General features: G+C 65.1%; 28 protein-coding genes and 1 other RNA gene. 15 read left to right on the top strand and 14 right to left on the bottom strand.

Going from position 1 to position 24,330, the window contains the following annotated elements; genetic code table 11:
• Positions 1–21: 21 nt before the first annotated feature.
• Positions 22–753 (bottom strand): hypothetical protein, encoded by a 732-nt coding sequence (locus AC07X9_RS00345; RefSeq protein WP_017181060.1) that lies wholly within the window; start codon positions 751–753, stop codon positions 22–24.
• Between the two features lie 147 nt (positions 754–900).
• On the opposite strand from AC07X9_RS00345, the gene AC07X9_RS00340 reads away from it, so the two are divergent.
• The 8 genes from AC07X9_RS00340 to AC07X9_RS00305 all read left to right on the top strand — a co-directional run bounded on the left by AC07X9_RS00340 (position 901) and on the right by AC07X9_RS00305 (position 8,077).
• Positions 901–2,307 (top strand): amino acid permease, encoded by a 1,407-nt coding sequence (locus AC07X9_RS00340; protein WP_017181059.1) that lies wholly within the window; start codon positions 901–903, stop codon positions 2,305–2,307.
• The gene (locus tag AC07X9_RS00335; protein WP_017181058.1) at positions 2,304–2,933 is read left to right on the top strand and encodes a TonB family protein; all 630 of its coding nucleotides are present in this window, start codon (positions 2,304–2,306) and stop codon (positions 2,931–2,933) included. The genes AC07X9_RS00340 and AC07X9_RS00335 overlap by 4 nt, the downstream gene beginning before the upstream one ends.
• Before the next feature lie 43 nt (positions 2,934–2,976).
• Entirely contained in the window at positions 2,977–3,777 is an 801-nt protein-coding gene (gene dapF / locus AC07X9_RS00330) for a diaminopimelate epimerase (protein ID WP_026002048.1), read from the top strand.
• Positions 3,777–5,027, top strand: coding sequence for a tRNA (N(6)-L-threonylcarbamoyladenosine(37)-C(2))-methylthiotransferase MtaB (gene mtaB / locus AC07X9_RS00325; RefSeq protein ID WP_017181056.1), 1,251 nt, complete (start codon positions 3,777–3,779; stop codon positions 5,025–5,027). Before dapF ends, mtaB begins: the two co-directional genes overlap by 1 nt.
• Positions 5,027–5,965, top strand: coding sequence for a signal recognition particle-docking protein FtsY (gene ftsY, locus AC07X9_RS00320; RefSeq protein ID WP_017181055.1), 939 nt, complete (start codon positions 5,027–5,029; stop codon positions 5,963–5,965). The genes mtaB and ftsY overlap by 1 nt, the downstream gene beginning before the upstream one ends.
• A gap of 104 nt (positions 5,966–6,069) precedes the next feature.
• Positions 6,070–6,696, top strand: coding sequence for a septation protein IspZ (ispZ, locus tag AC07X9_RS00315; RefSeq protein WP_017181053.1), 627 nt, complete (start codon positions 6,070–6,072; stop codon positions 6,694–6,696).
• A 197-nt stretch (positions 6,697–6,893) separates the two neighbouring features.
• Positions 6,894–7,508: a superoxide dismutase gene (locus AC07X9_RS00310; RefSeq protein ID WP_017181052.1), complete on the top strand. Its 615-nt coding sequence runs from the start codon at positions 6,894–6,896 to the stop codon at positions 7,506–7,508.
• Between the two features lie 134 nt (positions 7,509–7,642).
• On the top strand, positions 7,643–8,077 hold the full coding sequence (locus AC07X9_RS00305; RefSeq protein WP_017181051.1) for a hemerythrin domain-containing protein: 435 nt from the start codon (positions 7,643–7,645) through the stop codon (positions 8,075–8,077).
• A 5-nt stretch (positions 8,078–8,082) separates the two neighbouring features.
• Here the strand turns inward: AC07X9_RS00305 and AC07X9_RS00300 are convergent, their stop codons facing one another.
• The 11 genes from AC07X9_RS00300 to mscL all read right to left on the bottom strand — a co-directional run bounded on the left by AC07X9_RS00300 (position 8,083) and on the right by mscL (position 16,638).
• Positions 8,083–8,418, bottom strand: coding sequence for a hypothetical protein (locus AC07X9_RS00300; protein ID WP_017181050.1), 336 nt, complete (start codon positions 8,416–8,418; stop codon positions 8,083–8,085).
• Positions 8,391–8,939: a J domain-containing protein gene (locus tag AC07X9_RS00295; RefSeq protein WP_017181049.1), complete on the bottom strand. Its 549-nt coding sequence runs from the start codon at positions 8,937–8,939 to the stop codon at positions 8,391–8,393. The genes AC07X9_RS00300 and AC07X9_RS00295 overlap by 28 nt, the downstream gene beginning before the upstream one ends.
• Before the next feature lie 109 nt (positions 8,940–9,048).
• Positions 9,049–9,450: RNase P RNA component class A (rnpB, locus tag AC07X9_RS00290), an RNA gene on the bottom strand.
• Positions 9,451–9,491: 41 nt separating this feature from the next.
• Positions 9,492–10,190 carry an N-acetylmuramoyl-L-alanine amidase gene (locus AC07X9_RS00285; RefSeq protein WP_026002047.1) on the bottom strand — a complete coding sequence of 233 codons (699 nt, stop codon included), beginning with the start codon at positions 10,188–10,190 and terminating at the stop codon, positions 9,492–9,494.
• A 98-nt stretch (positions 10,191–10,288) separates the two neighbouring features.
• Positions 10,289–11,167, bottom strand: coding sequence for a CheR family methyltransferase (locus AC07X9_RS00280; protein ID WP_017181047.1), 879 nt, complete (start codon positions 11,165–11,167; stop codon positions 10,289–10,291).
• Complete coding sequence (locus tag AC07X9_RS00275) at positions 11,167–12,249, bottom strand: chemotaxis protein CheB (protein ID WP_017181046.1); 1,083 nt, start codon at positions 12,247–12,249, stop codon at positions 11,167–11,169. The genes AC07X9_RS00280 and AC07X9_RS00275 overlap by 1 nt, the downstream gene beginning before the upstream one ends.
• A 73-nt stretch (positions 12,250–12,322) precedes the next feature.
• Complete coding sequence (locus AC07X9_RS00270; RefSeq protein WP_006958812.1) at positions 12,323–12,688, bottom strand: response regulator; 366 nt, start codon at positions 12,686–12,688, stop codon at positions 12,323–12,325.
• 117 nt (positions 12,689–12,805) lie between these two features.
• Complete coding sequence (locus AC07X9_RS00265) at positions 12,806–13,243, bottom strand: chemotaxis protein CheW (RefSeq protein ID WP_017181045.1); 438 nt, start codon at positions 13,241–13,243, stop codon at positions 12,806–12,808.
• A gap of 4 nt (positions 13,244–13,247) precedes the next feature.
• Positions 13,248–15,650 carry a chemotaxis protein CheA gene (locus AC07X9_RS00260; RefSeq protein WP_026002046.1) on the bottom strand — a complete coding sequence of 801 codons (2,403 nt, stop codon included), beginning with the start codon at positions 15,648–15,650 and terminating at the stop codon, positions 13,248–13,250.
• 131 nt (positions 15,651–15,781) lie between these two features.
• Positions 15,782–16,051 (bottom strand): hypothetical protein, encoded by a 270-nt coding sequence (locus AC07X9_RS00255; RefSeq protein ID WP_017181043.1) that lies wholly within the window; start codon positions 16,049–16,051, stop codon positions 15,782–15,784.
• 143 nt (positions 16,052–16,194) lie between these two features.
• Entirely contained in the window at positions 16,195–16,638 is a 444-nt protein-coding gene (mscL, locus tag AC07X9_RS00250) for a large conductance mechanosensitive channel protein MscL (RefSeq protein ID WP_017181042.1), read from the bottom strand.
• A gap of 100 nt (positions 16,639–16,738) precedes the next feature.
• Between mscL and AC07X9_RS00245 the strand changes: the two genes are divergently transcribed.
• Genes AC07X9_RS00245 through AC07X9_RS00230 form a run of 4 tightly spaced genes read left to right on the top strand, consistent with a single transcriptional unit; the run spans position 16,739 to position 19,356 of the window.
• Positions 16,739–17,341 (top strand): LemA family protein, encoded by a 603-nt coding sequence (locus tag AC07X9_RS00245; protein ID WP_017181041.1) that lies wholly within the window; start codon positions 16,739–16,741, stop codon positions 17,339–17,341.
• 4 nt (positions 17,342–17,345) lie between these two features.
• Positions 17,346–18,152, top strand: a complete 807-nt coding sequence (locus AC07X9_RS00240; protein WP_017181040.1) for a TPM domain-containing protein — start codon at positions 17,346–17,348, stop codon at positions 18,150–18,152.
• Positions 18,152–18,829 (top strand): TPM domain-containing protein, encoded by a 678-nt coding sequence (locus AC07X9_RS00235; RefSeq protein ID WP_017181039.1) that lies wholly within the window; start codon positions 18,152–18,154, stop codon positions 18,827–18,829. The genes AC07X9_RS00240 and AC07X9_RS00235 overlap by 1 nt, the downstream gene beginning before the upstream one ends.
• Positions 18,826–19,356 carry an NUDIX hydrolase gene (locus AC07X9_RS00230; RefSeq protein ID WP_017181038.1) on the top strand — a complete coding sequence of 177 codons (531 nt, stop codon included), beginning with the start codon at positions 18,826–18,828 and terminating at the stop codon, positions 19,354–19,356. Before AC07X9_RS00235 ends, AC07X9_RS00230 begins: the two co-directional genes overlap by 4 nt.
• Positions 19,357–19,360: 4 nt before the next feature.
• Here AC07X9_RS00230 and AC07X9_RS00225 read toward each other — a convergent pair whose 3' ends face one another.
• Positions 19,361–19,819, bottom strand: a complete 459-nt coding sequence (locus tag AC07X9_RS00225) for a DUF6456 domain-containing protein (RefSeq protein ID WP_017181037.1) — start codon at positions 19,817–19,819, stop codon at positions 19,361–19,363.
• Positions 19,820–19,917: 98 nt separating this feature from the next.
• Here AC07X9_RS00225 and AC07X9_RS00220 point away from each other — a divergent pair, with 98 nt between their 5' ends.
• Both AC07X9_RS00220 and AC07X9_RS00215 read left to right on the top strand, forming a co-directional pair.
• Positions 19,918–20,481: a helix-turn-helix domain-containing protein gene (locus AC07X9_RS00220; RefSeq protein ID WP_017181036.1), complete on the top strand. Its 564-nt coding sequence runs from the start codon at positions 19,918–19,920 to the stop codon at positions 20,479–20,481.
• 58 nt (positions 20,482–20,539) lie between these two features.
• A complete protein-coding gene (locus tag AC07X9_RS00215; RefSeq protein WP_017181035.1) occupies positions 20,540–21,715 on the top strand; it encodes a glycosyltransferase in 1,176 nt (391 codons plus the stop codon).
• A gap of 119 nt (positions 21,716–21,834) precedes the next feature.
• Here AC07X9_RS00215 and AC07X9_RS00210 read toward each other — a convergent pair whose 3' ends face one another.
• Positions 21,835–23,451, bottom strand: coding sequence for a molybdopterin oxidoreductase family protein (locus tag AC07X9_RS00210; RefSeq protein ID WP_017181034.1), 1,617 nt, complete (start codon positions 23,449–23,451; stop codon positions 21,835–21,837).
• Between the two features lie 107 nt (positions 23,452–23,558).
• On the opposite strand from AC07X9_RS00210, the gene modA reads away from it, so the two are divergent.
• Positions 23,559–24,326, top strand: coding sequence for a molybdate ABC transporter substrate-binding protein (gene modA, locus AC07X9_RS00205; protein WP_017181033.1), 768 nt, complete (start codon positions 23,559–23,561; stop codon positions 24,324–24,326).
• Positions 24,327–24,330 lie beyond the last annotated feature (4 nt).

Here is a 24,330-nt window from a genome sequence, read left to right as displayed (position 1 = left end):
CCAGCCACGCCCGCGATGCAACTATGACCGTGCAAGCGCGTCCGTCAGCGCGATGACGGGCGGCGTCGCGGCCAGGATCGGGACGCCCAGCCCCTCGATAGCGATCACCGCCGCGCCGATCCAGCAGGCGGCATGCACCCTGCCCCGGCTGCGCAAATCGTGAACCATGGCGACCAGCACGAACAGCAATTGCCCGCTCATCACCGCCAGTCCACCCCATGGACCCAGCAGCGGCATCGGCAATATGCGTCCGAAGGCCGGGCCGATCATCGCCACCATCGCGCACAGCATCAGCCGCTTGTGCCAGTCGGTCCGGCGGCGCAGGCGGATCGCCGCGATCAGCAACCCGCCAAAGGCGGACACTTCCAGCAGGTTCAGCGCCACGAAGATCGTGTCGGGGAAGAAGGGCGGCACCCGGCCCATCCGCACCGACATCGCCGCCGTCCCCAGCGCCAGCGGCACCATTACCACCGCCAGCCCGGCTGCGATCCAGCCAAGCCGCCGGTGCAAGGCCCGCGACCCGCGCTGCGCCAGCACGGCCTGCGCCACGAAGATCAGCGTCCACGCCATGAACACCGCGCCATGGACATGCACCCAATAGGGCACGCGCGCGATGTCCACCTGCCCACGCAGGGCGAAGGAACCAAAGCCGCCGATCACGGTCGCCGCGATCGCAACCGCCATCCCGACATGGAAACCATGATCGCGCGCCACCCCATGCGGTCCAGCCGCGATACGCCCCCGTCCATCCATTGCCGCTACTCCCCCATTTCCGCAATTTTACGCCTGTCCCATCGCCCTGTCTTGCAAGAAGTCGTCGCGTGCCAGCACAGCTCTTGCGCGGGCCGTCGCTTTGGGTCAGCAATCGAGCGACACAGAAAGAATGAGGGGCCGAACATCATGAGCTGGACACGCCGCAAGCCGATGGAGGCGATGACGCCCAGCGGCGACCAGCACCGCATGGCGCGCACCCTGTCCTGGCCGCATCTGCTGGCGCTGGGGGTGGGCGCTATCGTCGGCACCGGCATCCTGACGCTGATCGGCGTCGGCGCGGACCGGGCCGGTCCCGCCGTCCTCCTCTCCTTCGCCATAGCGGGCGCAATCTGCGCCTGCGCCGCGCTTGCCTATGCCGAACTGTCGACCATGATGCCCGCAGCGGGCAGCGCCTACAGCTACTCCTATGTCGTGCTGGGCGAAGGCATCGCCTGGATCGTGGGGTGGAGCCTGATCCTCGAATATAGCCTTGTCGTATCGACTGTCGCGGTCGGCTGGTCGGGCTATGCCGCGCCATTGCTCACCGCGATAGGCTTTCCCGAAGCGCTGACGCAGGGGCCGGAACTGGGCGGCCTCATCAACCTGCCCGCCATCTTCATCATCGCCGTGGTCGCCGGGCTGCTGATGCTCGGCACGCATGAAAGCGCGCGGCTGAACAGCCTGCTGGTGCTCATCAAGATCGCGACGTTGAGCCTGTTCGTCTGGTTCACCCTGCCCGCCTTCGACGCCCAGAATCTGGAACCGTTCATGCCCTTCGGCTTTGCCAAGCATATGGGACCGGACGGGGTCGAGCGCGGCGTCATGGCAGCCGCCGCAATCATCTTCTTCGCCTTTTACGGCTTCGACGCCATCTCGACCGCAGCGGAGGAAGCCAAGAATCCGGAACGCGATCTGGCCATAGGCATCGTCGGATCGCTGGTCGCCTGCACGCTTATCTATGTGCTTGTCGCCGCCGCCGCGATCGGCGCCATGCCCTTCACCCGCTTCGCCGACAGCCCGGAACCGCTGGCGCTCATCCTGCGCGAAATGGGCCAGGGCAGCGTGGCGCGCATCGTCGCCATCGCTGCCGTCATCGCCCTGCCGACCGTGCTGCTGGGCTTCCTCTATGGCCAGAGCCGCATCTTCCTGGTCATGGCGCGCGACGGCTTCCTGCCGCAAAGCCTCGCCAAAATCTCCAGCCGCGGCACGCCTGCCCGGATCACGATGGTGACCGCCATATTGGTCGCGATCATCGCCGGCCTGCTGCCGATCGACGAGATCGCCGCGCTCGCCAATGCCGGTACGCTGATCGCTTTCACTTCGGTCGGCCTGTGCCTGCTGGTGCTGCGCCGCCGTCTCCCCGACATGCGCCGCCCCTTCCGCACCCCTGCCGCCTGGTTCGTCGGACTCGGCGCGATGGGCGGCTGCGCCTATCTGTTCATCAGCCTGCCGATGCAGACGATATTGGCCTGCCTGGGGTGGAATGCCGTGGGGCTGGTGGTGTATTTTCTCTATGGGCAGAAACGGGCGACGGCGGCGGGGGCGAACAGATGAGTATGATGTTGGCTGCATTGGCAGGCGCTGCGCTAACACGCGCCATGCCAGCGACGTCTGCCGGTAGTTGGCTCAGCGACTTCGACTACCCGGCAGGTTCGGTAAAGCGCCGCGAGGAAGGCCCGGTCGGCTTTTCCATGCTCGTTGCCCCGGATGGGAAAGTGACCCGCTGTTTCGTGACGAAGTCCAGTGGCTTCCCCGATCTGGATCAGCGGACCTGTGCTATTATGTTGATACGGACCAAGTTCAAATCTGCCCGTGATGAAAATGGCAGCCCGCTCTACGACCTTTACAACGGGACTTTGACTTGGCGACTTCCAGGCAAAGGTATCGGTCGACCATTACCCAAGTCGCCGCCTGTGATTGAGCCTGACATGATCATTGAGGTGCAACAGCTTCCTGGCGGCATAGAGGAAGAGGCAGTGTCCATCCTCACAAGGATTGACGTGACGGGCCATGTCGCCTTTTGCCAACCCAATCCTACATACAAGAACTCTGCCGCGCTTGTTAAGGTCGCATGTGCACAAGCCAAGGCGCTCTACACGTCGGACATGAAAGACGATGCAGGCAATCCGCTCCCGATTATACAGCCCTTCCGAGTAGGCTTCAGGGTCGCGCCAAAGTAGCGACTCGCCTTTTCCCTTCCCCCACATTACATGCGCCCCCATCATGGGACGCTTTTCCAAAATGCATGGCCTGGGCAATGATTTCGTCGTCATCGACGCGCGCACCGGTGCGCTCGACATGACGGAAAGCCGCGCCCGCGCCATTGCCGATCGTCATGCCGGGATAGGCTGCGACCAGTTGATCCTGATCGGCAACGCGCCCGACGCCGACGTGTCGATGCAGATTTTCAATGCCGATGGCAGCGAAGTCGAAGCCTGCGGCAACGCCACGCGCTGCGTGCCGTTGTTCGTGGGCCGCGACGTGCTGATCCGCACGCGGGCGGGCCTGCTCGACGCCAAGGCGGTGACAGGCGGCGCCAGCGTCGATATGGGCGCGCCGCGCTTCGATTGGGATGCGATTCCGCTGGCCTACGCCATGGATACGCTGACCATGAGCGCCAGCTGGGAGGATCTGCCCCCGCCCGCCGCCGTCAATGTCGGCAACCCCCATGTCATCTTCTTCGTCGAAGATCTGGACGCGGTGGACACCGCCCGGCTTGGCCCGATCATAGAGACGGACCCGCTTTTCCCCTCCCGCGTCAACGTCAACTTCGCGCAGGTCGTGGGCGACAATCATCTCCGCCTGATCGTGTGGGAACGCGGCGCTGGCCTGACCCGCGCCTGCGGCACGGGCGCCTGCGCCACCGCCGTCGCCGCCATTCGCCGCAAACTGGTCGGCGGCCCCGTGACCGTCAGCCTGCCCGGCGGCGATCTCGTCATCGACTGGGCGCCCGGCGGCACGATCCGCATGACCGGCCCCGCAACCCATGTGTTCGATGGCGAGGCCGACTGGTCGCGCTTCTAATGAGCGGCCCGGACATCATCACGCTGGGCTGCCGCCTCAACATTGCGGAGAGCGAGGCGATCCGTGAAATGGCGGGCGGGCAGGACGACCTGATCGTCGTCAACAGCTGTGCCGTCACCGCCGAAGCCGTGCGCCAGACCAGGCAGGCGATCCGCCGCGCCCGCCGCGACCGGCCCGACGCGCGGATCATGGTGACCGGCTGCGCCGCGCAGACCGAGCCGGAAACCTTCGCCGCCATGCCCGAAGTCGATGCCGTGATCGGCAACCGGGAAAAGATGGCGGCGGCAACATACCAACCCCCGTTCGGCGCAATGCCAGAGGTCCGCGTCGCCGACATCATGGCCGTGCGCGACACCGCGCCGCATATGGCCAGCGCCTTTGCCGATCATGCCCGCGCTTTCCTGGAGGTGCAAAATGGCTGCGACCATCGCTGCACCTTCTGCATCATCCCCTATGGCCGGGGGAACAGCCGCTCCGTCCCCGCCGGCGCGGTGGTTGAAAAGGCGAAGGAACTGGTTGCGGCGGGCTACCGGGAAATCGTGCTGACCGGGGTGGACGTCACCAGCTATGGTCCCGATCTGCCCGGCAGCCCCTCGCTCGGCCTGCTGGTCGAACGCATATTGACCGGCGTGCCCGACCTCCCTCGCCTGCGCCTGTCGTCCATCGACAGCGTGGAGATTGACGACAGGCTGTTCGACCTGATCGCCCATGAACCCCGGATGATGCCGCACCTCCATCTATCCTTGCAGGCTGGCGACGACATGATCCTCAAACGCATGAAGCGCCGCCACAGCCGCGCCGACGCGGTCCGCATCGTCGATCGCCTCCTCGCCGCGCGGCCCGACATCAGCATCGGCGCGGACATCATCGCCGGTTTCCCGACCGAGGATGAGGCGATGTTCGAAAACAGCCTGGCGCTGGTGTCCGATTGCCGCATCGTCCACGGCCATATCTTCCCCTATTCCCCGCGTACCGGCACGCCCGCCGCGCGCATGCCGCAGGTGGACCGCGCGACCATCAAGGCCCGCGCCGCCCGTCTCCGCGCCGCCTGCGAAGCCCGGCGCGCGGACTGGCTCGCCAGCCTTGTCGGCACCCGCCAGTCGGTGCTGGTCGAACGCAGCGGGCTGTCCGGCCATGCCGAAAATTTCGCCCCGGTGCGCTTTGCGACCCCGCAGACCCCCTCCGCGATTCTACACGCAACGATCACCGGCCTTGAGAATGGCGCGCTGATCGCGCAAGAGGCGCAGTAATGACCGATAATGCTATTTCCTGGCGCGATCGCCTGTTCGGCGGCCTGAAGCGCACATCCGACAAGCTGGGCGAAAATCTCACTGGCCTGTTCGGCAAGGCAGCGCTCGACAATCAGACGCTGGACGAGATTGAAGAAGCGCTGATCATGACCGATCTTGGCCCGGCCATGGCCGCCAGGGTGCGCGACCGATTGGCCGAAGGCCGGTTCAACAAGGAACTGACCGAGGAATATCTGCGAGAGATTATCGCGGAAGAGATTGAGAAGGTGCTGGCCCCCGTTGCCCGCCCGCTGGAGATAGAGGCCTTCCCCCGCCCGCAGGTCATATTGGTGATCGGCGTCAATGGCTCCGGCAAGACGACCACCATCGCCAAGCTGGCGCATAATTTCCTGGAACAGGATTATGGCGTGATGCTGGCGGCGGGTGACACGTTCCGCGCGGCGGCCATCGGTCAGCTCAAGGTCTGGGCCGACCGCCTTGGCATCCCCATCGTCGCTGGCAAGGAAGGCGGCGACGCGGCGGGCATCGTGTTCGATGCGGTCAAGCAGGCAACGGCCACCGGCATCGACGTGCTGATCGTCGACACGGCGGGCCGCCTCCAGAACAAAACCGAACTGATGGACGAACTGGCGAAGGTGCGCCGCGTGCTGGGCCGATTGAACCCGGCCGCCCCCCACGACGTTGTGCTGGTGCTGGATGCCACCACCGGACAGAATGCATTGAACCAGATAGAGGTTTTCAAGGAAGTCGCCCATGTCACCGGCCTGGTCATGACCAAGCTGGACGGCACCGCGCGCGGCGGCATGCTGGTCGCGGCGGCGGAGAAATATCGCCTGCCGATCCATGCCATCGGCGTGGGCGAAAAGATCGAGGATCTGCGCCCCTTCGATCCGGGCGACATGGCGCGGGCCATCGCCGGGACCGCCTATGCACGGTGAAATCGCCGTCTTGCCGGGCTTGATCCGGCATCCAGAGTCCGCCACGCAGCGCTTCGATGCCCTGGATCCTGACGTTCGTCAGGATGACGATAGGAAAAACAGCCATGGCTGACACCAAACCCGCCCAACGCCCCGGACATGGGGGCACGCTCAGCCTGGCGCTCGATTTCGGGCCGCTGCTGGTCTTTTTCCTGGGTTACAAGTTCCTCGGCATGATTGTCGGCACTGCTGCCTTCATGGCGGCCATCGTCGTCGCGGTGATCGTGTCGAAATGGAAGCTGGGCAAAGTCTCGCCCATGCTCTGGCTGTCCGCCGCGCTGGTGCTGTTTTTCGGCGGCCTCACCATCTACTTCCATGATCAGCGCTTCATCCAGATCAAGCCGACGATCATCTACAGCTTTTTCGCGCTGATGCTGTTTGGCGGGCTGATGCGCGGCAAGCCGCTGCTCAAATATCTGCTTCAGGCCGCCTATGATGGCCTGTCCGAAACAGGTTGGCGCAAATTGTCGCGCAACTGGGCGATCTTCTTCGTCGCCATGGCGATCGCCAACGAAGTGATGCGCCGCACGATGAGCTTCGACAGCTGGCTGGCGGTCAAGGTATGGGGCGTGACCATCGTGTCGGTTGTCTTTGCAGCCGCCAACATCCCCATGCTGATGCGCCATGGCCTCAATCTGGGCGACCGGCTGGACAGCGACGAAATTGGCGGCACGTCGCCACCGCAGGGCTGAACGGAGCCGCGCAAGGCCCGACAACCCGACCTGTAAGTCTAGGCGATCGTTACGCTGATGTCACATGGATATTTCCGTAGATGAAAAGCGAAAATATCCTGTTTTCGGTCGCGTAATAAGCCTGCTAGTGGCACGGAGCCTTCAGGTCGCAGTTTCGTTATGCGATCGTCCCCATCAACGAACCGAGGAGTTTTCCCATGGCTTTCACGCTGCCAGACCTGCCCTATGCCAAGGACGCTTTTGGCGAAATCCTGTCGGCCGAAACATTCGACTATCACCATGGCAAGCATCACAACGCCTATGTCGTGAAGGCCAATGAACTGGTCGCCGCCGACGCGTCGCTCCAGGGCAAGTCGCTGGTCGAGCTCATCAAATCGTCCAAGGGCGGTCTCTTCAACCAGGTCGGCCAGATCTGGAACCACAGCTTCTACTGGCTGTGCCTGTCGCCCGAAAAGAAAGCGCCGTCGGGCAAGCTGCTCGACATGATCAACGACAGCTTCGGCTCGGTCGACGCCCTGGTCGACAAGCTCAAGGCCGAAGCCGTTGGCCATTTCGCCAGCGGTTGGGCCGCGCTCGTCCTCAAGGACGGCAAGCTGGAAGTGACGTCCTACCATGACGCCGACACGCCGGTCGCGCATGAAGGCCATGCGCCGCTGCTGATCCTCGATGTGTGGGAACATGCCTATTATATCGACTATCGCAACCTGCGCCCGGCCTATGCCGAAAAGCTGCTGAAGGAAGCGATCGACTGGGACTTCGTCGCGCTCAACCTGGATGGCGAAGGCGTCAGCCGCGCCGACCAGCCGGGCTGATTCAACGGCCGTGGCCCTGCATCGCATGGTGCAGGGCCACGGGTATATTTACGACCGTAATTATACCTACCGCAACGGTTTCTTAAGCTGCCGAACGCATCATCGGCCATCCGTAGACACGGAAGGGCGAAGCGATGGACATGACCGAATTGCGCCGGCAGCATGACGAGATCAGCCACACAGCGCACAGACTGGCGCTGGCGACCGCCGATCATGCAAACCCGCGCAGCGTCGGCGCGATACGCTGGCAACTTGCGCGCCAGCTCATGGGGCATCTCGCGCTGGAGGACCGCATCCTCTACCCGGCGCTGCAACGCGCCGACGACGCGCACACCCGCACCACCGCCGCCACTCTCCAGGCCGAAACCGGCGCGCTCGCCGAAAGCTTTTCCAGCTATATGACCGCGTGGAGCGACGATCGCGTCGCACGCGAATGGGCCGATTTCTGTATCGCGACGCAGGCCGTCATCCGCGCGCTGACCGAACGGGTCGACCGCGAGAACCGCACCCTCTACCCCCTCGCCGACAGGATCGACAACAGCGCCCCGCCAATCGCCCGCGCGGGCTGACCGGGTCAGGCGACTGGCGGCGTCAAGGCCAGCGTCCGCGCCAGCTCATCCAGATCGGCACCGGGCCGTACCAGCAGCCACTCCCGGCTGGCCGCGCCGTTCACCACCGTCACCGCGCCCTTGGGACACACGCCCAGGCAACTGACCTCGATGATGCCCGCCGCGGCCTTGCGTCCTTTCTTCAACGACAGGTGCCGCCGCAGCGCCTTGGCCAGTCGCTCGTCGCCATCGGGGCCAAAGCCGCCATCCAGTTTCTTTTCGCATTTGCGGCAGACAAGGATGGCATTCTGCCAGTTGGACCGGACCAGATGTTTCAATCCGCCGCCCCGCGCGGCTTCCACGTCCGCCGTTCTTCCGCCGCGCGCAACACTTCATAGGCGGCCTGGATCGTCTGAAAGCGGGCGGCGGCCTGCGTGTCGCCGGGCTTGACGTCGGGATGATTTTCCTTGGCCAGCATCCGCCAGCTTTTCTTCACCGCCTCGAAATCGGCGTCATCCTCCAGGTCCAGCGCCTTTAGCGCATGGAGTTCGTCGCGCGACCGGCTGCCATCGCCCGGACCGCCCCAGCTATGATAGGCGCTGCCCTGATAGCCGCCTGCGTCGCGCCGCTCGTCCCGCTCGCGCTGTTCGCGCTCTTCCTGGTCCAGACCCTGAAAATAGTCCCAATTGCGATTATATTCCCCGGCATGTTCGGCGCAGAAATACCAGCGTTCCGGGCTGTTGGGGGATTTGGGCGCGGGGCAATCGCCCGGCTTGTCGCACCCGAAACGGTCGCACACACGCACGCGCTGCGCCTCACGCGCTGCGCCATAGGCACGCCAGCGGGGAAATCCCCAGTCATTGGATCGGCTGTTTCGTGCCATTTGCCCGAATTAGGGAAGGTGCGGGCGGAATGCCAGCCCATCGCGCCATATTTTGAACATGCGCGAAAGAGCGCATTTTGACGCCCGCGCCAGCGGCAATACTCAAATAAATGCCAGAGGGCCTGTAAGCCGGGTTCTGTCCACCCCGTCAAGCCGTGAAGCCGGCGGGGATAGGCGACCATTCCTCTAGGGAACGGATTACTCCGTTCCTCAAGCAACCAACCCGGACGGTCTCGGTCGAAACAGACCTAGCAGCATGAAGCTGCGCGCCGCCCCTATTCGGTCTTGCTCCCGGTGGGGTTTACCATGCCGCCTTGCGTTGCCGCAGACGCGGTGCGCTCTTACCGCACCCTTTCAATGTCACTGGGTCGAAACCTTAGCGACCTGCTTTCTGTTGCACTGTCCCTTGGATCACTCCAGCCGGTCGTTAACCGGCACCGTCATTTCGTGGAGCCCGGACTTTCCTCGCCGTGGAAGTTACCCGCCACGCCGCGGCCGCCCGGCCCTCTGGCGCGATGGTTCCTAGCCTCGTTCCGCTATCGCGTCACCTGCTTATTCATCGCCCCTTGGCTTGGGCAGCAGCAAAGCCAGCAGGATGGCGCGACATTCGCCGCAAATCACCCCGTCGATCAGTTCGGGACGGAAGCGCCGCTGGAACGCCACCACCGCCGCCTGCGGATCGGCGATGTCATAACCGAACCGTTCGAGCGCCAGCATGAAGCCGCCATCGGTCCAGTGCGGGTCCATCAGATTCTTGGTCGGGCGCGGCAGGGCCAGCCGCAACCGCGCCAGTTGCCCCCAGGGGAATAATTCACCCGGGTCCTGCTTGCGCGCGGGCGCTATGTCGCTGTGGCCGACGATGTTGCCGCGGGTGATACGATGGCGCTGGACGATGTCGTGGACCAGCGGGATCAGCGAACTCATCTGGGTTTCGGGAAAGGGCCGATAGCCCCATTCATGCCCCGGATTGACAATCTCTATGCCGATGCTGGCGCTGTTGACGTCATCCACCCCGCGCCAGTGGGACCGTCCCGCATGCCAGGCGCGCTTGGATTCGTCGACCATGCGGATGATCTGGCCATCCTCGGTCACGACATAATGGGCGGAAACCTTGGATTCGGGATTGGCCAGCCAGTTGATCGCGCTCGCCGCGTCCGGCATCCCGGTATAGTGCAGCACCAGCATCGTGACCGGCAGGCTGCGCTCGTCGAAATTGGGCGACGGCGTTTCGATTATCGGCAGCTCGTTCATCATGCCCTTTCGGCCCGCCCGTGCAGTCGCGCGGCCTTGGCACGACATTGGCGCAGCGCGGCGCGGCAATCAAGCATGGTTAAAGCAGGCGCGAAGCTTTAACCCGCCCGCCGCACCCGGCCGATCGCGCCCTCCGGCAAGGCCGCCTGCCGCGCATAGGCGCCGCGAAATTCAGAATGGGCAATGAAATCATCGCCTTGCCCCATCACCGTTTCTCCCGCGCCCAGCAACAGGATCGATCCCGCATGGCTGTGCCGGGCCAGCAGCGACAACACCGCCTGCCGCCGTTCGGGCGTGAAATAGAGCAGGACGTTGCGGCAAAGCAGCAGGTCATAGGCGCCGGTCGGCGCCTTCGCATCGAACAGATTGTCGTGGCGGAAATCGATCATCCGCCGCAATTCGGGACTGGCGCGCCAGTCGTCGCCCGACGGTTCGAACCATTTGAGCAGATCGCCCACTGCCAGCCCGCGCTGCACGTCCATTTGCGAAAATATGCCCGACCGCGCCTGATCGATCGCGGCGGTCGAAATGTCGGTCGCCATGATCTCGATCCGCCATCCGCTCCAGCGCGCCGCGTCGTTGCGCAGGCGGGTCGCCAGCGAATAGGCTTCCTGCCCGGTGGAACAGCCCGCGCTCCATATGCGCAGCGTCCGGTCAGTCTTGGTGGCATGGATGGCGGGCAATATCTGCCGCTGGATCATGTCGAAAATCTGAAGGTCGCGGAAAAAGCTGCTTTCATTGTTCAGCAGCGCATCGACGACATGCTGTTCCAGCCGCGCGTCGCCCTTGCGCAGCAACCGGGCGGCCAGTTCGTCCATGTCGTTCAGGCCATGATTGCGCAGCACGGGCCGCAGCGCGGTTTCCATTCGCCAGGCCCGTCCCTCGGTCAATATCTGCCCGGTGCGCGCTTCCAGCAGCCCGGACAGGATGCGCGCCGCGCCCTGGAGTGTCGATGCGGGCGTGGGAGGCATGACCATCAAACAAGAACCTTTCCGCGCCGCGACACGAAGTCCATAATGGCATGCGGTTCCATCACCGCGCAGGTCAGCCCCGCGCCCGCGACCGATCCGGGCATGCCCCAAACGACACTGCTGGCTTCATCCTGCGCGACGATCCAGCCGCCTGCGGCGACAATATCGCGCGCGCCGACCGTGCCGTCGCGGCCCATGCCGGTCAGCACGATACCCACCGCGCCCGCGCCATAGACTTCCGCCATGCTGGCAAACATCGGATCGACGCCGGGCAGGTTGCCAGCGGGCGTGCGTTCCGGGTTCAGCGTTATCGTCACCCGCCCATGCAGGCCGCGCCTCAGTTGCAGATTGGCGTCACCGGGGGCGACATAGACCGTGTCGGCCATCAACAGATCGCCGGTTTCGGCGACTTTGACCCGCAGGCTGGTCATGCGCGACAATTGCTGCGCGAAATAGACGGTGAAGCTGGCGGGCAGATGCTGGGTCAGCAGCACCGGCACGCCCAGCGGCGCGGCCAGACCTTCAAACAGCTGCCCCAGCGCATGAATGCCCCCGGTCGACGCGCCGATGCCAAGGCAGGCGATCGGTTGCCCGGCAGGCTGGACGACGGGTGGCGCCAGCGGGCGCTGCGGCGGGGATGGCGCGGGACGATCGGTGAACAGGCGATTGAGCCGCTCGATCAACGTCTGGGGGAAATGCTCGCCGAAACTGCCGCTGCCCGGCTTCGACACAATGTCGCTCGCGCCCAGCGCCAGCGCTTCGATGGCGGCCGCGCTGCCCTCCTCGCACTTGCCCGACAGGATGGCGACCTTGACGCCGGGATTGGCGCGCAGGATGGCGGGCAGCGCGGCAAGCCCGCTCTGCCCCGGCAATTCGATGTCCAGCAGCACCAGGTCGATGTCGTGCTCCGCCAGATAGCCCAGCGCCTGTTCGGCACTGTTCGTCTTGTGAACGACGGCATAGGCCGGGTCCGCATTCAAAATGCGTTCGATAACGGTGCGGACAACAACCGAATCGTCAACGACCAGCGTGCGAACCACCTGGGGTTCGCTCCTCTGACTGGTCATGATCGGCGCGATGAAAGTCATCACGGGGCTTTCTGCACGAAGGATGAAGAAAAGGTCGGAAATCTCCCAAGGAAAAGGACGTCCGTCCCGCCCGCTAAATCACCCCGACGATGACCAGCTTGCTTTCCAGCGTTTCCCGGTCAAACGGCTTCATCACATATTCGTCGGCCCCGGCCTCGACGGCCGCCTTGATATGGCCGATGCCATTTTCGGTGGTGCAAAAGATGATCTTGGGCCGGGCCGTCATCTTCGCGCTCGACAGCGCCTGAAGAAACTCCATGCCGCTCATCACCGGCATGTTCCAGTCGAGCAGGACAACATCGGGCGCAGAGGCTTCGCACTGGGTCAGGGCATCCTGACCATCCACGGCTTCGCTGACGGTCAGGTCCAGCGATTCCAGTATGTGGCGCGCCACCTTGCGGATGACCTTCGAGTCGTCAACGACCAGGCAATTCTTCATGAGGCGTCCCTTTGGTTTTCGCGTAACGGCTGAAGGTTTAACCACCAAAGCCAAGCAATTGGTAAACGAGGCAGGCAGGATTATTCGGTTGGTCGCAAATCCGGGCGCATCTGCCGGTCACGCCGCCTGCGCCAGCGCACCGCCCTCGATGAAGGCAGCCAGCGACACCAGCAGCCAGGGATGCCCTTCATGCTCCACGATGGCGCGCGCATAGGGGGTCCAGGCCGGGTCGATCTGGCCGCGCAGGGGCAATTCGCCTTCCGGTACGCGGCAAATGTCCGTGACGCCGTCGACCATCAGGCCATAGCTGTGGCCGCTGATGTCGGCGATGATGGCCAGTCCCCGCTCCACCCGCGGACTGGCGACGCCATGGATCAGCGCAGCGACGTCGATGATGGTCAGCACCCGGCTGCGCAATGCCGACAGCCCGGCGATATGCGCGCCCATGCCCGGCACGGGCGACACGTCGTTCAGGCGGACGACCGCCTCGACCTCGCTCGTCTCCACCGCGATCCGCGTGCCTGCCAGCGTGGCGAAAAGAAAGAGTCTGTCCATGGCCTTACCCGTTTCCTCCGGCCATCTGGCCCCCGGCGATCGCCGCCATCAGCGCATCCTGATCATAGCGATAGATGCTGTCATCCTGTGGTCCGGCCGCGCGCGGCGAAGCGCGCAGATGGACGATGCGGCATCCGATCATCCCGGCCATGACGCCCGCCGTCTGCGCGGCATCGGCGCCGGTCAGCAACAGCACGTCGCGCGGGTCCACCGCCGCATCGTCGGGCAGGCCCAGTACGACCTCTTGCCCTGCCTGTCGCAGCAACGGCGCCAAAATCTCGCGGGTCCAGCCATCGTCGGCGTCGGCCAGCAGGCAACGGCCGCGCGTCCGCTCCACGATCGCACGGTCGGGCAGGCTGCCGAACAGCGCGAAGGGATTGATCACTTCCAGATGCTCGCCGTCGATCACCGCGACGCCGCTGATGTGGCCGTGCATCGCCACCATGTCCGGCACCATCGGCATCTGCACGATGTCCAGCACGGCAGCGACAGGATAGCAGGCTTCGATCGAACCATCGCGCAGGCGCAGCGCGGAGATCTTGTCGCGCCCGAATTCGGTCAGGCCGTTGGCCACCGGCACCAGCCGGCCATCCAGCCGGACAAAGGCGTCGCCGCCCGACCGGCCGAACAGCGATGCGTCAATATCCTCGACCCGCTCGATCAGCGACAGTTGCAACAGGCGGCGCTGGCCCGAACATTCCTCGAACCGCAGCGCGGCGATCATCTCGATCCCGGCCTGCGCCTTTGTCTCCTGCTCGGACTGGCGCAGGGTGCGGTCGTCGATCATCGTGGGCAATCTGGCCGCGCTGGCGATACCCGCCGCGTCCAGCAGCAGCATCGGCTTGCCATTGTCGGGCAGGGTCATGCCCGCATAGACGCCCGACGCCATCACCAGCGGCGACGCTGGACGGATCACCAGTTCCTCATGATTGTCGACCGCCGACACGCCCATGGCAAAGGGTACGCCCGTGGCAGACCGCACCACCATGATGGCGCGCGGCTCGGCCTCGACCGGCTTTTCCATGCCCAGCACATCTTCCAGATCGATCATCGAATGACGGACCGACCGGATCGTCGCGATCTTGGCCCCGCCCACTTCGCTGATCTGGAGCGTGTCGTTATTGTCGTGCAGAATTTCCACCACCGCGGCGCGCGGGATCGCGAAATGCAGGCCGCCTGCGCGGATGATCAGGCCCGGAATGATGGTCAGCGTCAGCGGTACGCGCAGGGTGATGCACAATCCGCGCCCCGGATGATTGTCCAGCGCGATCAGGCCGCCGATCCGCTCCACATTGGCGCGCACCACGTCCATGCCCACGCCGCGTCCGGAAATCGCCGTCACCTGATTGGCGGTGGACAGCCCGGCCTGGAAAATCAGCTCCAGCCTGTCCGCCTCGCTCATGCGGGCAGCCGCCTCAGGGGTCAGGCGGCCAGCGGCAATCGCCTTTTCCACCAGTCGCGCAGTATCGATGCCCGCGCCATCGTCGCTGATGACGATCACGATCTGGTTGCCCGACTGCCGCGCCTCCAGCCGCAATGACCCGACTTCGGGCTTGCCCGCCGCGCGCCGCTTTTCTGGCGTTTCGATGCCATGGTCTATGCTGTTGCGCACGATATGGGTGAGCGGGTCGACGACCATCTCCACCATCTCGCGGTCCATCTCGACGTCGCCGCCCTCCAGCGTCAACTCGATCCGCTTGCCCAGATCCCGGCCCAGATCGCGCACCATGCGCGGGATCGCGGCAAACAGCCGCTCGACCCGCTGCATCCGCGTCTTGGAAATCACGTCGCGCATGTCGGCCACGCATGTCGACAGCCGCTCGAACACTGTGTCCAGTTCGGTGTCGACCGATCGCTCGCGCAGCTTGCGCGACAATTCGTTGCGCGCCAGCACCATGTCCGACACGCCGTTCATCAACTGGTCGATCAGGCTGAGTGGCAGGCGAATGGTGCGGGGGCCAGACTGGCCGCCTTGCCGCGCGACCGCGACCGGCGCGGCCGCATTGTGATGCTCCTCCCCGCCCGTCGGCAATGTCTCGGCCGGGGTGGTTAGCGCAGCGATCAGAAATTCGTCATTCTCATTGGGCAGCGCCGCCCCTGTCGCCACCGCTTCGGCCAGTTCGCCGATCCGGTCCATCAGGCCCAGCACCGCGCTCACCGTCGCAGGATCGGCAACGCGCTTGCCCGCGCGGATGTCCGACAGCACATCTTCGGCCGCATGGCTCAGCCGCTCGAACCGGGGCAGGTTCAGGAAGCCGCAGCTACCCTTGACCGTATGGAAGAAGCGGAAAATCGCATCGAGCCGGTCCCGGTCCGACGGATCGGCTTCCCAGGCGACGACTTCCCCCGCCAGCGCCTCCAGCGTTTCCTGGGTCTCGGATATGAATTCTTGTAACAGTTCGTCCATGCCCATGGTCCCACGGATGCGCGCAACGGGCACCATGGCGGGACGTGGTTAAGAGCGGGTTAAAGCGCAAATAAAAGGGGCGCCGCGATCCAATCGCGACGCCCCTTCCAATCTTGATCGGTAAAAAGCGCTTACTGGTGCTTTTCGACCGCATCCTCGGCCTTTTCGCCCGCTTCGCGGGTCGCGTCGGCCTTGTTTTCCAGCGCGTCGGCGGCGTGTTCAGCCGTATTTTCGGCGGCGCCGGTCAGGTTGTCTGCCATGGCTTCCATATTGTCAGCCTGATTGTCGATCGCATCCGCCTTGTTTTCGTACGCATTCTCGACCTGGTTTTCCTTAGCCGAATCGCACGCGGCGAGGGCCACAAGGCTGGCAAGGCCAAGGATTTTGACGAAGGTTTTCACGGCGTATTCTCCTGTTGCGCCCCCAAGGGCAGACCGTATGGCTCACCGGGCGGAACGGCATTACGCCGTCCCAACCCTGACCGCGATCAACCGGCCACGCCCCCAATGGTTCCCGCCGACCGCTCCGTTCGTCGCATAGACGATTATTTTCGCAGCGAATCGCGAATTTCACGCAGCAGGACGATGTCCTCCGGCGTGGGCGCCGGCGCGGGCGCTGCGGTCTCCGGTTCGGGCTTGGCCGTCAGCCGGTTGACCGCTCTCACCAGCAGAAAGATGATGAAGGCCAGGATGATGAAATTGACCAGCACGGTCAGGAACTGGCCCCAGCCGAACATCGCGACGCCCGCCGCCTTCAGGTCCGCATAGCTTTGCGGGTTGCCCTCATAATCGGCAGGCAGGTCGCCCAGCCGGATGAAATATTCGGAAAAATCCGCGCCGCCGAAAATATAGCCCACCACCGGCATGATGAGGTCATCGGTCAGCGACTTGGTGATGGTCGCAAACGCGCCGCCGATGATGACGCCGACCGCCAGGTCCATCACATTGCCGCGATTGATGAAGGTCTTGAATTCGCTGATCAGTCCCATCGCTACCGCTCTCCCTTGCAAAGATAATCACTGGATGGCCCGTTGCGTGCGACAGGACAACCGCCTATTTCGTGACGCAGATAATTGCCGAGGATCTTCCATGACCTTCCTGCGCCGCTTTGCCCCTTTCCTTCTGCCGCTGCTGGGCGTTTTCGCCCTGTCCGCCTGCGGCATCAACAGCGTCCCCGCCGCCGAGGAAGAGGCCAAGGCCAAATGGGCCGACGTCCAGGCGCAATATCAGCGTCGCGCCAACCTGACCGATAACCTTGTAGCTACAGTGAAAGCTGCGGGGAAATTGGAGCAAGGTACACTTATCGGTGTTGCCGAAGCGCGCGCCAAGGCAACCTCGGTGCAGATTAGCGCTGATGACCTTTCCGATCCGGCAAAGGTGGCACAATTCAAGGAATCACAAGCCCAATTGAGCCAAGGCTTGGGGAGGCTGATTGCATCGGTCGAAGCCTATCCTGAAATCAAGACCAACGCCAACTTCCTGAACCTGCAATCGCAACTGGAAGGCACCGAAAACCGGATCGCCGTCGCCATCCGCGATTATAATGAAGCCGTGCGCGCCTATAACACCCGCATCCGCACCTTCCCCGACGCGATCGGCGCCAAGATCATCCACGGCGCCAAGCCCATGACCCCGTTCCAGGCGACGACGCCCGGCGCGGAAGAAGCGCCGAAGGTCGATTTCGGCAATTGATCGCGTGATCCGCCGCTTTCTTATCCTCCTCGCGCTGCTGGCCTTCGTGCCCGCAGCGCAGGCCCAGTCTTTTCCCAAGCTGACTGGCCGTGTGGTCGATGACGCCGCGCTGCTCTCCCCGGCGCAGGAACAGGCGCTGACCGGCAAGCTCGCTGCGCTGGAAACGCAAAGCGGGCGGCAACTGGTGGTCGCGACCATTCCCGACCTTCAGGGTTATGACATTGCCGATTATGGCTATCGCCTGGGCCGCGCCTGGGGGATTGGCGACAAGGCGAAGAATGACGGCGCATTGCTGATCGTTGCGCCCAATGAACGCAAGATACGGGTAGAAGTCGGCTATGGCCTGGAAGGGCTGCTGACCGACGCGCAATCGGCCCAGATCATCCGCGACGCCATAGCCCCGCGCTTCAAGGCGGGCGACATGGCCGGCGGCATCGACGCGGGCGTGGACCAGATCGGCGCGATCATGACCCTGCCGCCCGAAGAGGCGAAGGCCCGCGCGGCGGCGGCGGATGCGGCGGCGCGCAAGGGATCGGGCGGTCATGTCAGCGGCATGGCGATCATCTGGGTCATCGTCATGGTCGTCGCCTTCATCGCGCTGGCATCGCGGCGGCGCGGTAAGGGCAAACGCTATCGCAGCCGTTCGGGCGTGCCGATCATCCTGTGGGGTCCGGGGGATTCCGGCTGGGGCGGTGGCGGCTGGGGCGGCGGTGGCGGTTCCGGCTGGGGCGGCGGCGGCTTTGGCGGTGGTGGCGGCTTTTCGGGCGGCGGCGGCAGCTTCGGCGGCGGTGGCGCGTCGGGGGACTGGTGATGCAGCTTCATCTTTCAGCCGCCGACCACGCCCTCGTGTCCGCCGCCGTGGCGGAGGCAGAGGCCCATACGTCCGGCGAAATCGTGACGATCGTGACGCGCCGGTCCGATGCCTATCATGATGTCGGGCTGCACTGGGCGATCGCGGCGGTGTTCATCGCGCTATCGGTGGCGGCCGCCTTTCCGGAGCAACTGCGAAATTTCCTGTCCGCCCTGCTGCGCGACTGGGACCATGAACTGGCGGACTGGAAATTGCTGACCGGGCTGCTGGGCCTGCTGATCCTCAAATTTCTGGCTGTCCGCTATCTGCTGGCCATCCCGGCGCTGCGCATGTGGATGACCCCGCGCGCCACGCGGGCGCGGCGCGTGCGGCGGCGCGCGATCCTGCTGTTTCGCACCGCTGCCGAAGCCCGCACCCAAGGCCGCACTGGCGTCTTGATCTACCTCTCGCTGGACGAACATCGCGCCGAAATTGTCGCCGACGCCGCGATCAATGACAAGGTCGCGCCGGAAGAATGGGGCGCGGCGATGGCGGCGCTGATCGACGCGATCCGTGCGGGTCGCGCGGGCGAAGGGCTGGCGCAGGCGGTGCGCCAGGTCGGGCTGGTGCTCGCCACCCATTTCCCGCGCGCCGATGACGACATCAACGAACTTCCCGACAGGCTGATCGAATTATGAGTGACCCGGATGCGTCCGCCCCCGAAGAAGTGATGTGGGCCGGGCGCTTCATCACGGCGAAGCGACGCGGCAAATGGGAATATGTCGGTCGCGCGCGGGGCATCAGGGCGGCTGTCATTCTGGCCATCGATGACGGGCATGTCCTGCTGGTCGATCAATATCGCGTGCCGCTGGGACGGCGCTGCATCGAATTGCCCGCGGGCCTTGTCGGCGATCATGACGCGGACGAGGATGCAGGCATCGCCGCCAGTCGCGAACTGGAGGAGGAAACCGGCTATCGCGCCGCGCGCCTGGAATCCGTCGGCGAATTTTTCAGCTCGCCCGGCATGGTCTCGGAAAGCTTCACCCTGTTCCGCGCCCATGATCTGGAAAAGACCGGCGAAGGCGGCGGCGTGGAGGGGGAGGATATTCACGTCCACCGCGTGCCCCTTGCCGGGCTGACGGCGCAGATCGCCGCCTGGCGCGCGGAGGGCTATGCCATGGACGTCAAGCTGCTGCTGCTGCTGGGCGCAGCCATGATCGGCTGACGCCTCAAGCAACCCGATACCATCCCGCCACCCGATCGAGCGCCAGCGTCAGCACCAGCTTGCCCGCGCGGCTGGGCCAGCCCAGCGCCCGTTCCGCCGCGACCAGCCCTTCGCCCGCGCATACCACCCGCCATAATATGTCCGCCAGCCCCGGCCCCGCCGCGCGGATCGCGCCATCGAAGCGTTCGCGCGCGGACAATTGCATCAGCGTCGGGTCCGGCTGGCGTGCGGGCATAGACCGTCCTCTCGCGCGGGGCGCCGCGTCCCAGCGCATCGTGACGCGCGCGCCCAGCCCGGCCTTCTCCCAGTCTGCACGCAGCCGATCGCCCGCGACATAATGCCGTTCGCTCAAATGGCCGCGCGCATGGAGCCAGGCCAGCGGCGATTCCCCGATATGGACCAGCACGGTCTGATGGCGGCCCTGCGGGTCTTCGATCGTCTGTTCGACATGGGTGGCGGTCATGCGGCCTTCTCCTTGGACGATGGGTGGGGAATCAGCCTTGCCACGGCGGATAGTTTGTAGGAAAGAGGAAACCAAATAGGTTATTCAGCGAGGTAAAGATGATCACCCGCATCCGCGAGGTCCGCAAGGCGAAGGGGCTGACGCTGGAACAGGTCGGCGCGCTATGTGATCCGCCCACGACCGCGCAGACGATCGGTCGACTGGAAACCGGCACCCGTACCGTATCGATCAAATGGCTCAACCGCATCGCGCTGGCACTTGACGTCGCCAGCGCCGAACTGGTCGCCCTGCCGGGGCAGAGCGAGGTGCCGGTGGCGGCGCTGCTGGGACCGGACGGTGCCCGCGCGCCGACCCGCCCGCTCACCTTCCCCTCCCCCATCGCGACCGACGGCATGGTCGGCGTCCATGTCAGCGCCAGCATTGGCGATTATCGCAGCGGCGACGCCATCTGGTGCCGCCGCATCGCGCCGCAGGATTTCGCCAGCGCGCTCAACCGCGACATTCTGTTCCCGCGCCCGGCGGGCCGCTTCCTGTTCGGGCGCCTGATCGGGCGGGAAGGCGACCGGCTCCAACTGCTGCCGCTGGGTTCGGGCGCACGCCAGCTGGTGCTGACAGACCCGCCATGGGCCGCAGTCGCGGAACAGCTCGTCCGACGGCTCTAGCCAAAAAGTCACCAGCCTCTTAACCCAATTGCAAAGGCTGCTGCGCGAAAGAGAGACCATGACGCTCAACGTCCTCATGCTATCGACCCTCTTTCCCGACATCAGCCGTCCCAATTTCGGCGTGTTCGTGGAGCGGCAGGCGCGCGAACTGGCCAGTCGCCCCGAAGCGAACGTCACCGTCATCGCGCCGGTCGGCCTGCCGCCATGGCCGCTTTCGCTCGCACCGCGCTACGCCGCGTTGCATGCGTTGCCGCGCCGGGAAAAATGGCGCGAACTGACGGTCTATCGCCCGACCTTCCCGATCATCCCCAAATTTGGCGGGCGCACCAATGTCTGGACGATGACCCGCGCGATCCTGCCTCTGGTCAGGCAATTGCACGCGCAAAAGCCGTTCGACGTGATCGACGCCAGCTTCTTCTTTCCCGACGGTCCGGTGGCGCAGCGCCTGTCGCGCGCGCTCGGCATCCCCTATTCGGTCAAGGCGCGCGGCGCGGACATCCACCATTGGGGCAGTCAGCGCGGCACGCGCAAGATGGTGCTGCGCGCGGGTGAAGGCGCGGCAGGGCTTCTCGCCGTGTCGGACGCCATGCGTCGCTCCATGGTCCGCATGGGCATGGATGAAGGCAAGATCCGGGTCCATTATACCGGGGTTGATCTCGACACATTCGAACTGGCCGACCGGGCGGAGGCCAAGGCCACGCTCGATTTCAACGGTCCGGTCGTGCTGTGCGTGGGCGCATTGATCCCGCGCAAGGGACAGGATCTGCTGGTCCGCGCCCTGCCGATGCTCCCCGATGTCACCTTGCTGCTGGCGGGACAGGGGCAATATCGGCGAACCCTTGAAAATCTGGCGGAGGAATTGGGGGTCGAACGGCGGATCGGCTTTCTCGGCTCCGTCCCCCACCATAAATTGCCGCGTATCTTCGCTGCCGCCGATGTGATGGCCTTGCCCTCGGCTTCCGAAGGCCTCGCCAATGCCTGGGTAGAGGCGCTGGCCTGCGGCACCCCGATCGTGATCAGCGATGTCGGCGGCGCGCGCGAACTGCTCGACCGGCCGGAAGCAGGACAGATTGTCGATCGCGATCCACAGGCCATCGCAACGGCCATTCAGGCGATATTGGACAACCCGCCCGACGGCGAAGCCGTGCGCGCCGCCGCGCTGCGCTTTACCTGGGCGGCCAATGGCGACGCCCTGCTCGCGCATCTGCAAGGCATTGCCGCCACCGCCAGATAAGCGGTTCCGCCTGTCCTACATCGGCCCGCTGCTCTACCATGCGGGCAGGACGCAGCCGACTTTGCGATAGGATCAGCGCCGCGCAACAATATATCGCATTTGCCGGGAAAAGTGCGAAGTTAAGCGAATCTCGCCCGTCCGTCGGGTGTCGGAAAATGCCCGCCATCGAACGGCACTTCGCCCCAGCGCCAGGGGGTCAACTCGTCATAGGCCGGGTTGGAAATCGGCGCGTGCCGCCGCAGGTTGAGCAACCGCCCGCCATCATTGCCATAAGCGGTCAGCCGCCCATGTTCGCGATAAATGTCGGCTGGCCGCTCATAATGGAAAGCATCGCCCCAGCCCATTGCCTGTGCCACCTTGGTCAGCATCCACCAGTCTGGCCGCGCCTCCCCCGGCAGGGGGAATAATCGACGCTGGCGACTGACCAGCCGGTCCATGCCGGTCAGCGTCCCGTCCTTCTCCACCCATGTCGCAGACGGCAGCAGCATCGACCAGCCATCGTCCTGCTCCGCCACACTGTCGGTCGATCGAACCGCCAGCGGGACCAGCGCCCTCGCCTCACCCAGCCATGCCTCCGCTGCCGGGTCCGCGCCAATGCTCCATAGCGCCCTGACCTGTCCGTCGCGCATTGCCCGCAACAGCGCCTCCCCCTCCAGCCCCGGCCCTTCGACCAGCAGCCGCGCGCCCCAGAAGCGGGCGACGCTGGCGCGCGCGTCAGGCGCAAAATCGCGATGGGCGGCCAGGCTGTCCGCCACGCAACCAACCTCGCGCGCGCCCATGCCATTGGCCGCACCCGTGATGGCGAAGGGGGTCGCGCCGGGCCGCCCAATCCGTCCGCTGGCAAGGTGAAGGTTGATGACCGCCGCGGCCAGATCGGCGCACTCGCTCCCGGCGAACAGGGTGACGACGCGGTCGGTGGCGATCCACTCGTCGTAAAAGGCCCGGATCACCGCTGTCGTCAGCCCGGTCGCGCGGGCGATCGACCAGATGTCATGCCCCGGTCGCAACCGTTCCCAGAAATCGGCCGGCACCGCCACACTCCGCGCCAGAAAAGCCGTGTCATGCCTGCCCTTGTCATGGCCATGCAACAGCGCGCCGGTCAGCAACCGCGCCGCGCTGCCGGGCTTCAGCGTCAAACGCAGATCAGCGTCTATCGCCACCCCCGCATCGGTCAGCAGCACCAGCCGCGCGCCCGCCTCCCGCGCCGCCTTCACCCGGTCCAGCAACACCGGCTGCGCCATGATGCCGCCCCCCACCAGCAGGATCGTCGCGGCGCGATCAATATCCTCATAGGCCGCGGGCATGACATCCTCGCCGAACGCCCGGACGTGCGCCGCGCTGCTCCCGTCGCGCCACGGCGCATGGATATGCGCCGACCCGAAAAAGCCCTTCATCAGCTTGTTCGCGACATAATAATCCTCGGTCAGCAGACCGCCGCCTATATGCAGCGCAATGCCGCCAGGCCCATGGCGCGCCATTATGGTCGACAGCCGCCGCGCCACCTGCGCGATCGCGCGGTCCCAGCCAGTCGGTCGCCCATCCACCAAAGGTCGCAGCAACCGCCCTTCCAGCGATATGGCGTCGTCGCCCAGCGCCTGCCCGCGATCGCACAGCAAGCCGCCATTGGCCGGGTGCAGCCGGTCGCCCTCTACCGTGACGCGACGGTCGGTGTCAGTGACCGCGCGGATACCGCAGCCGACACCGCACTGGCCGCACTGGCTTCTGACGATCGCCATGTCAGCGCGGTTTCCTGAACATGCCGCCTGCTCTAGCCGATTGATCCCCTCTGCAAAAGTACCGTGCGCCACTTGCTTCGCCAAATCGCCCACGGCACACAGGCGGCATGTTCCTGCGCTTCCTGTCTGCCATCGCCCTGTTGCTGCTTCTGGTCCCGACCGCCCGGGCTGCGTCACCCGATCGCGGCCCGCTGATCCTCGCCGCCGCCAGCATGCAGGAGGCGATGACCGCCGCCGCCGACGCATGGGGCCGGCGCGGTCATGCCCGACCCATCCTGTCGTTCGCTGGCTCCTCCGCGCTGGCGCGGCAGATTCGGGCGGGCGCTCCGGCCGACCTGTTCCTCTGCGCGGATGAAGACTGGATGCGCGATGTCGAGCAGGCCGGGTTCGTCGTACGCGGCACCCGCGTCGATGTCGTCGGCAACCGTCTGGTGCTGGTCACGCCGAAGCGCAAGCCGGTGCGCCTGCGGATCGGCCGCGCCATGCCGATCGCGCGGGCGCTGGGCAACGGGCGGCTGGCCATGGCCGATCCTGACAGCGTGCCAGCGGGCAAATATGGCAAGGCAGCACTCACCAGCCTTGGCGTGTGGCCAAGCGTCGCTGGCAAAATCGCGCGCGGCGACAATGTCCGTGCCGCGCTGGCGCTGGTGGAACGGGGCGAAGTGCCGCTGGGGATCGTCTATGCCACCGACGCGCGGGTCGCTGGCGGCGTGGCGATCGTCGGCGCCTTCCCGGCCAGCAGTCATCCGCCGATCCGTTACCCGATCGCGCGCCTGACCAGCAGCCGCCACAAGGATGCCGAAGCGTTCCGCCGCTTCCTGTTATCACCATCGGGCAAGGCCATCTTCGCCCGCTACGGCTTCACCGCGCCCTGACCGT

The sequence above is a fragment of the Sphingobium sp. GW456-12-10-14-TSB1 genome, from assembly GCF_059424385.1.
The sequence above is the reverse complement of the archived record's forward strand: the minus strand, read 5'-3'. Positions and strand labels throughout refer to the sequence as shown.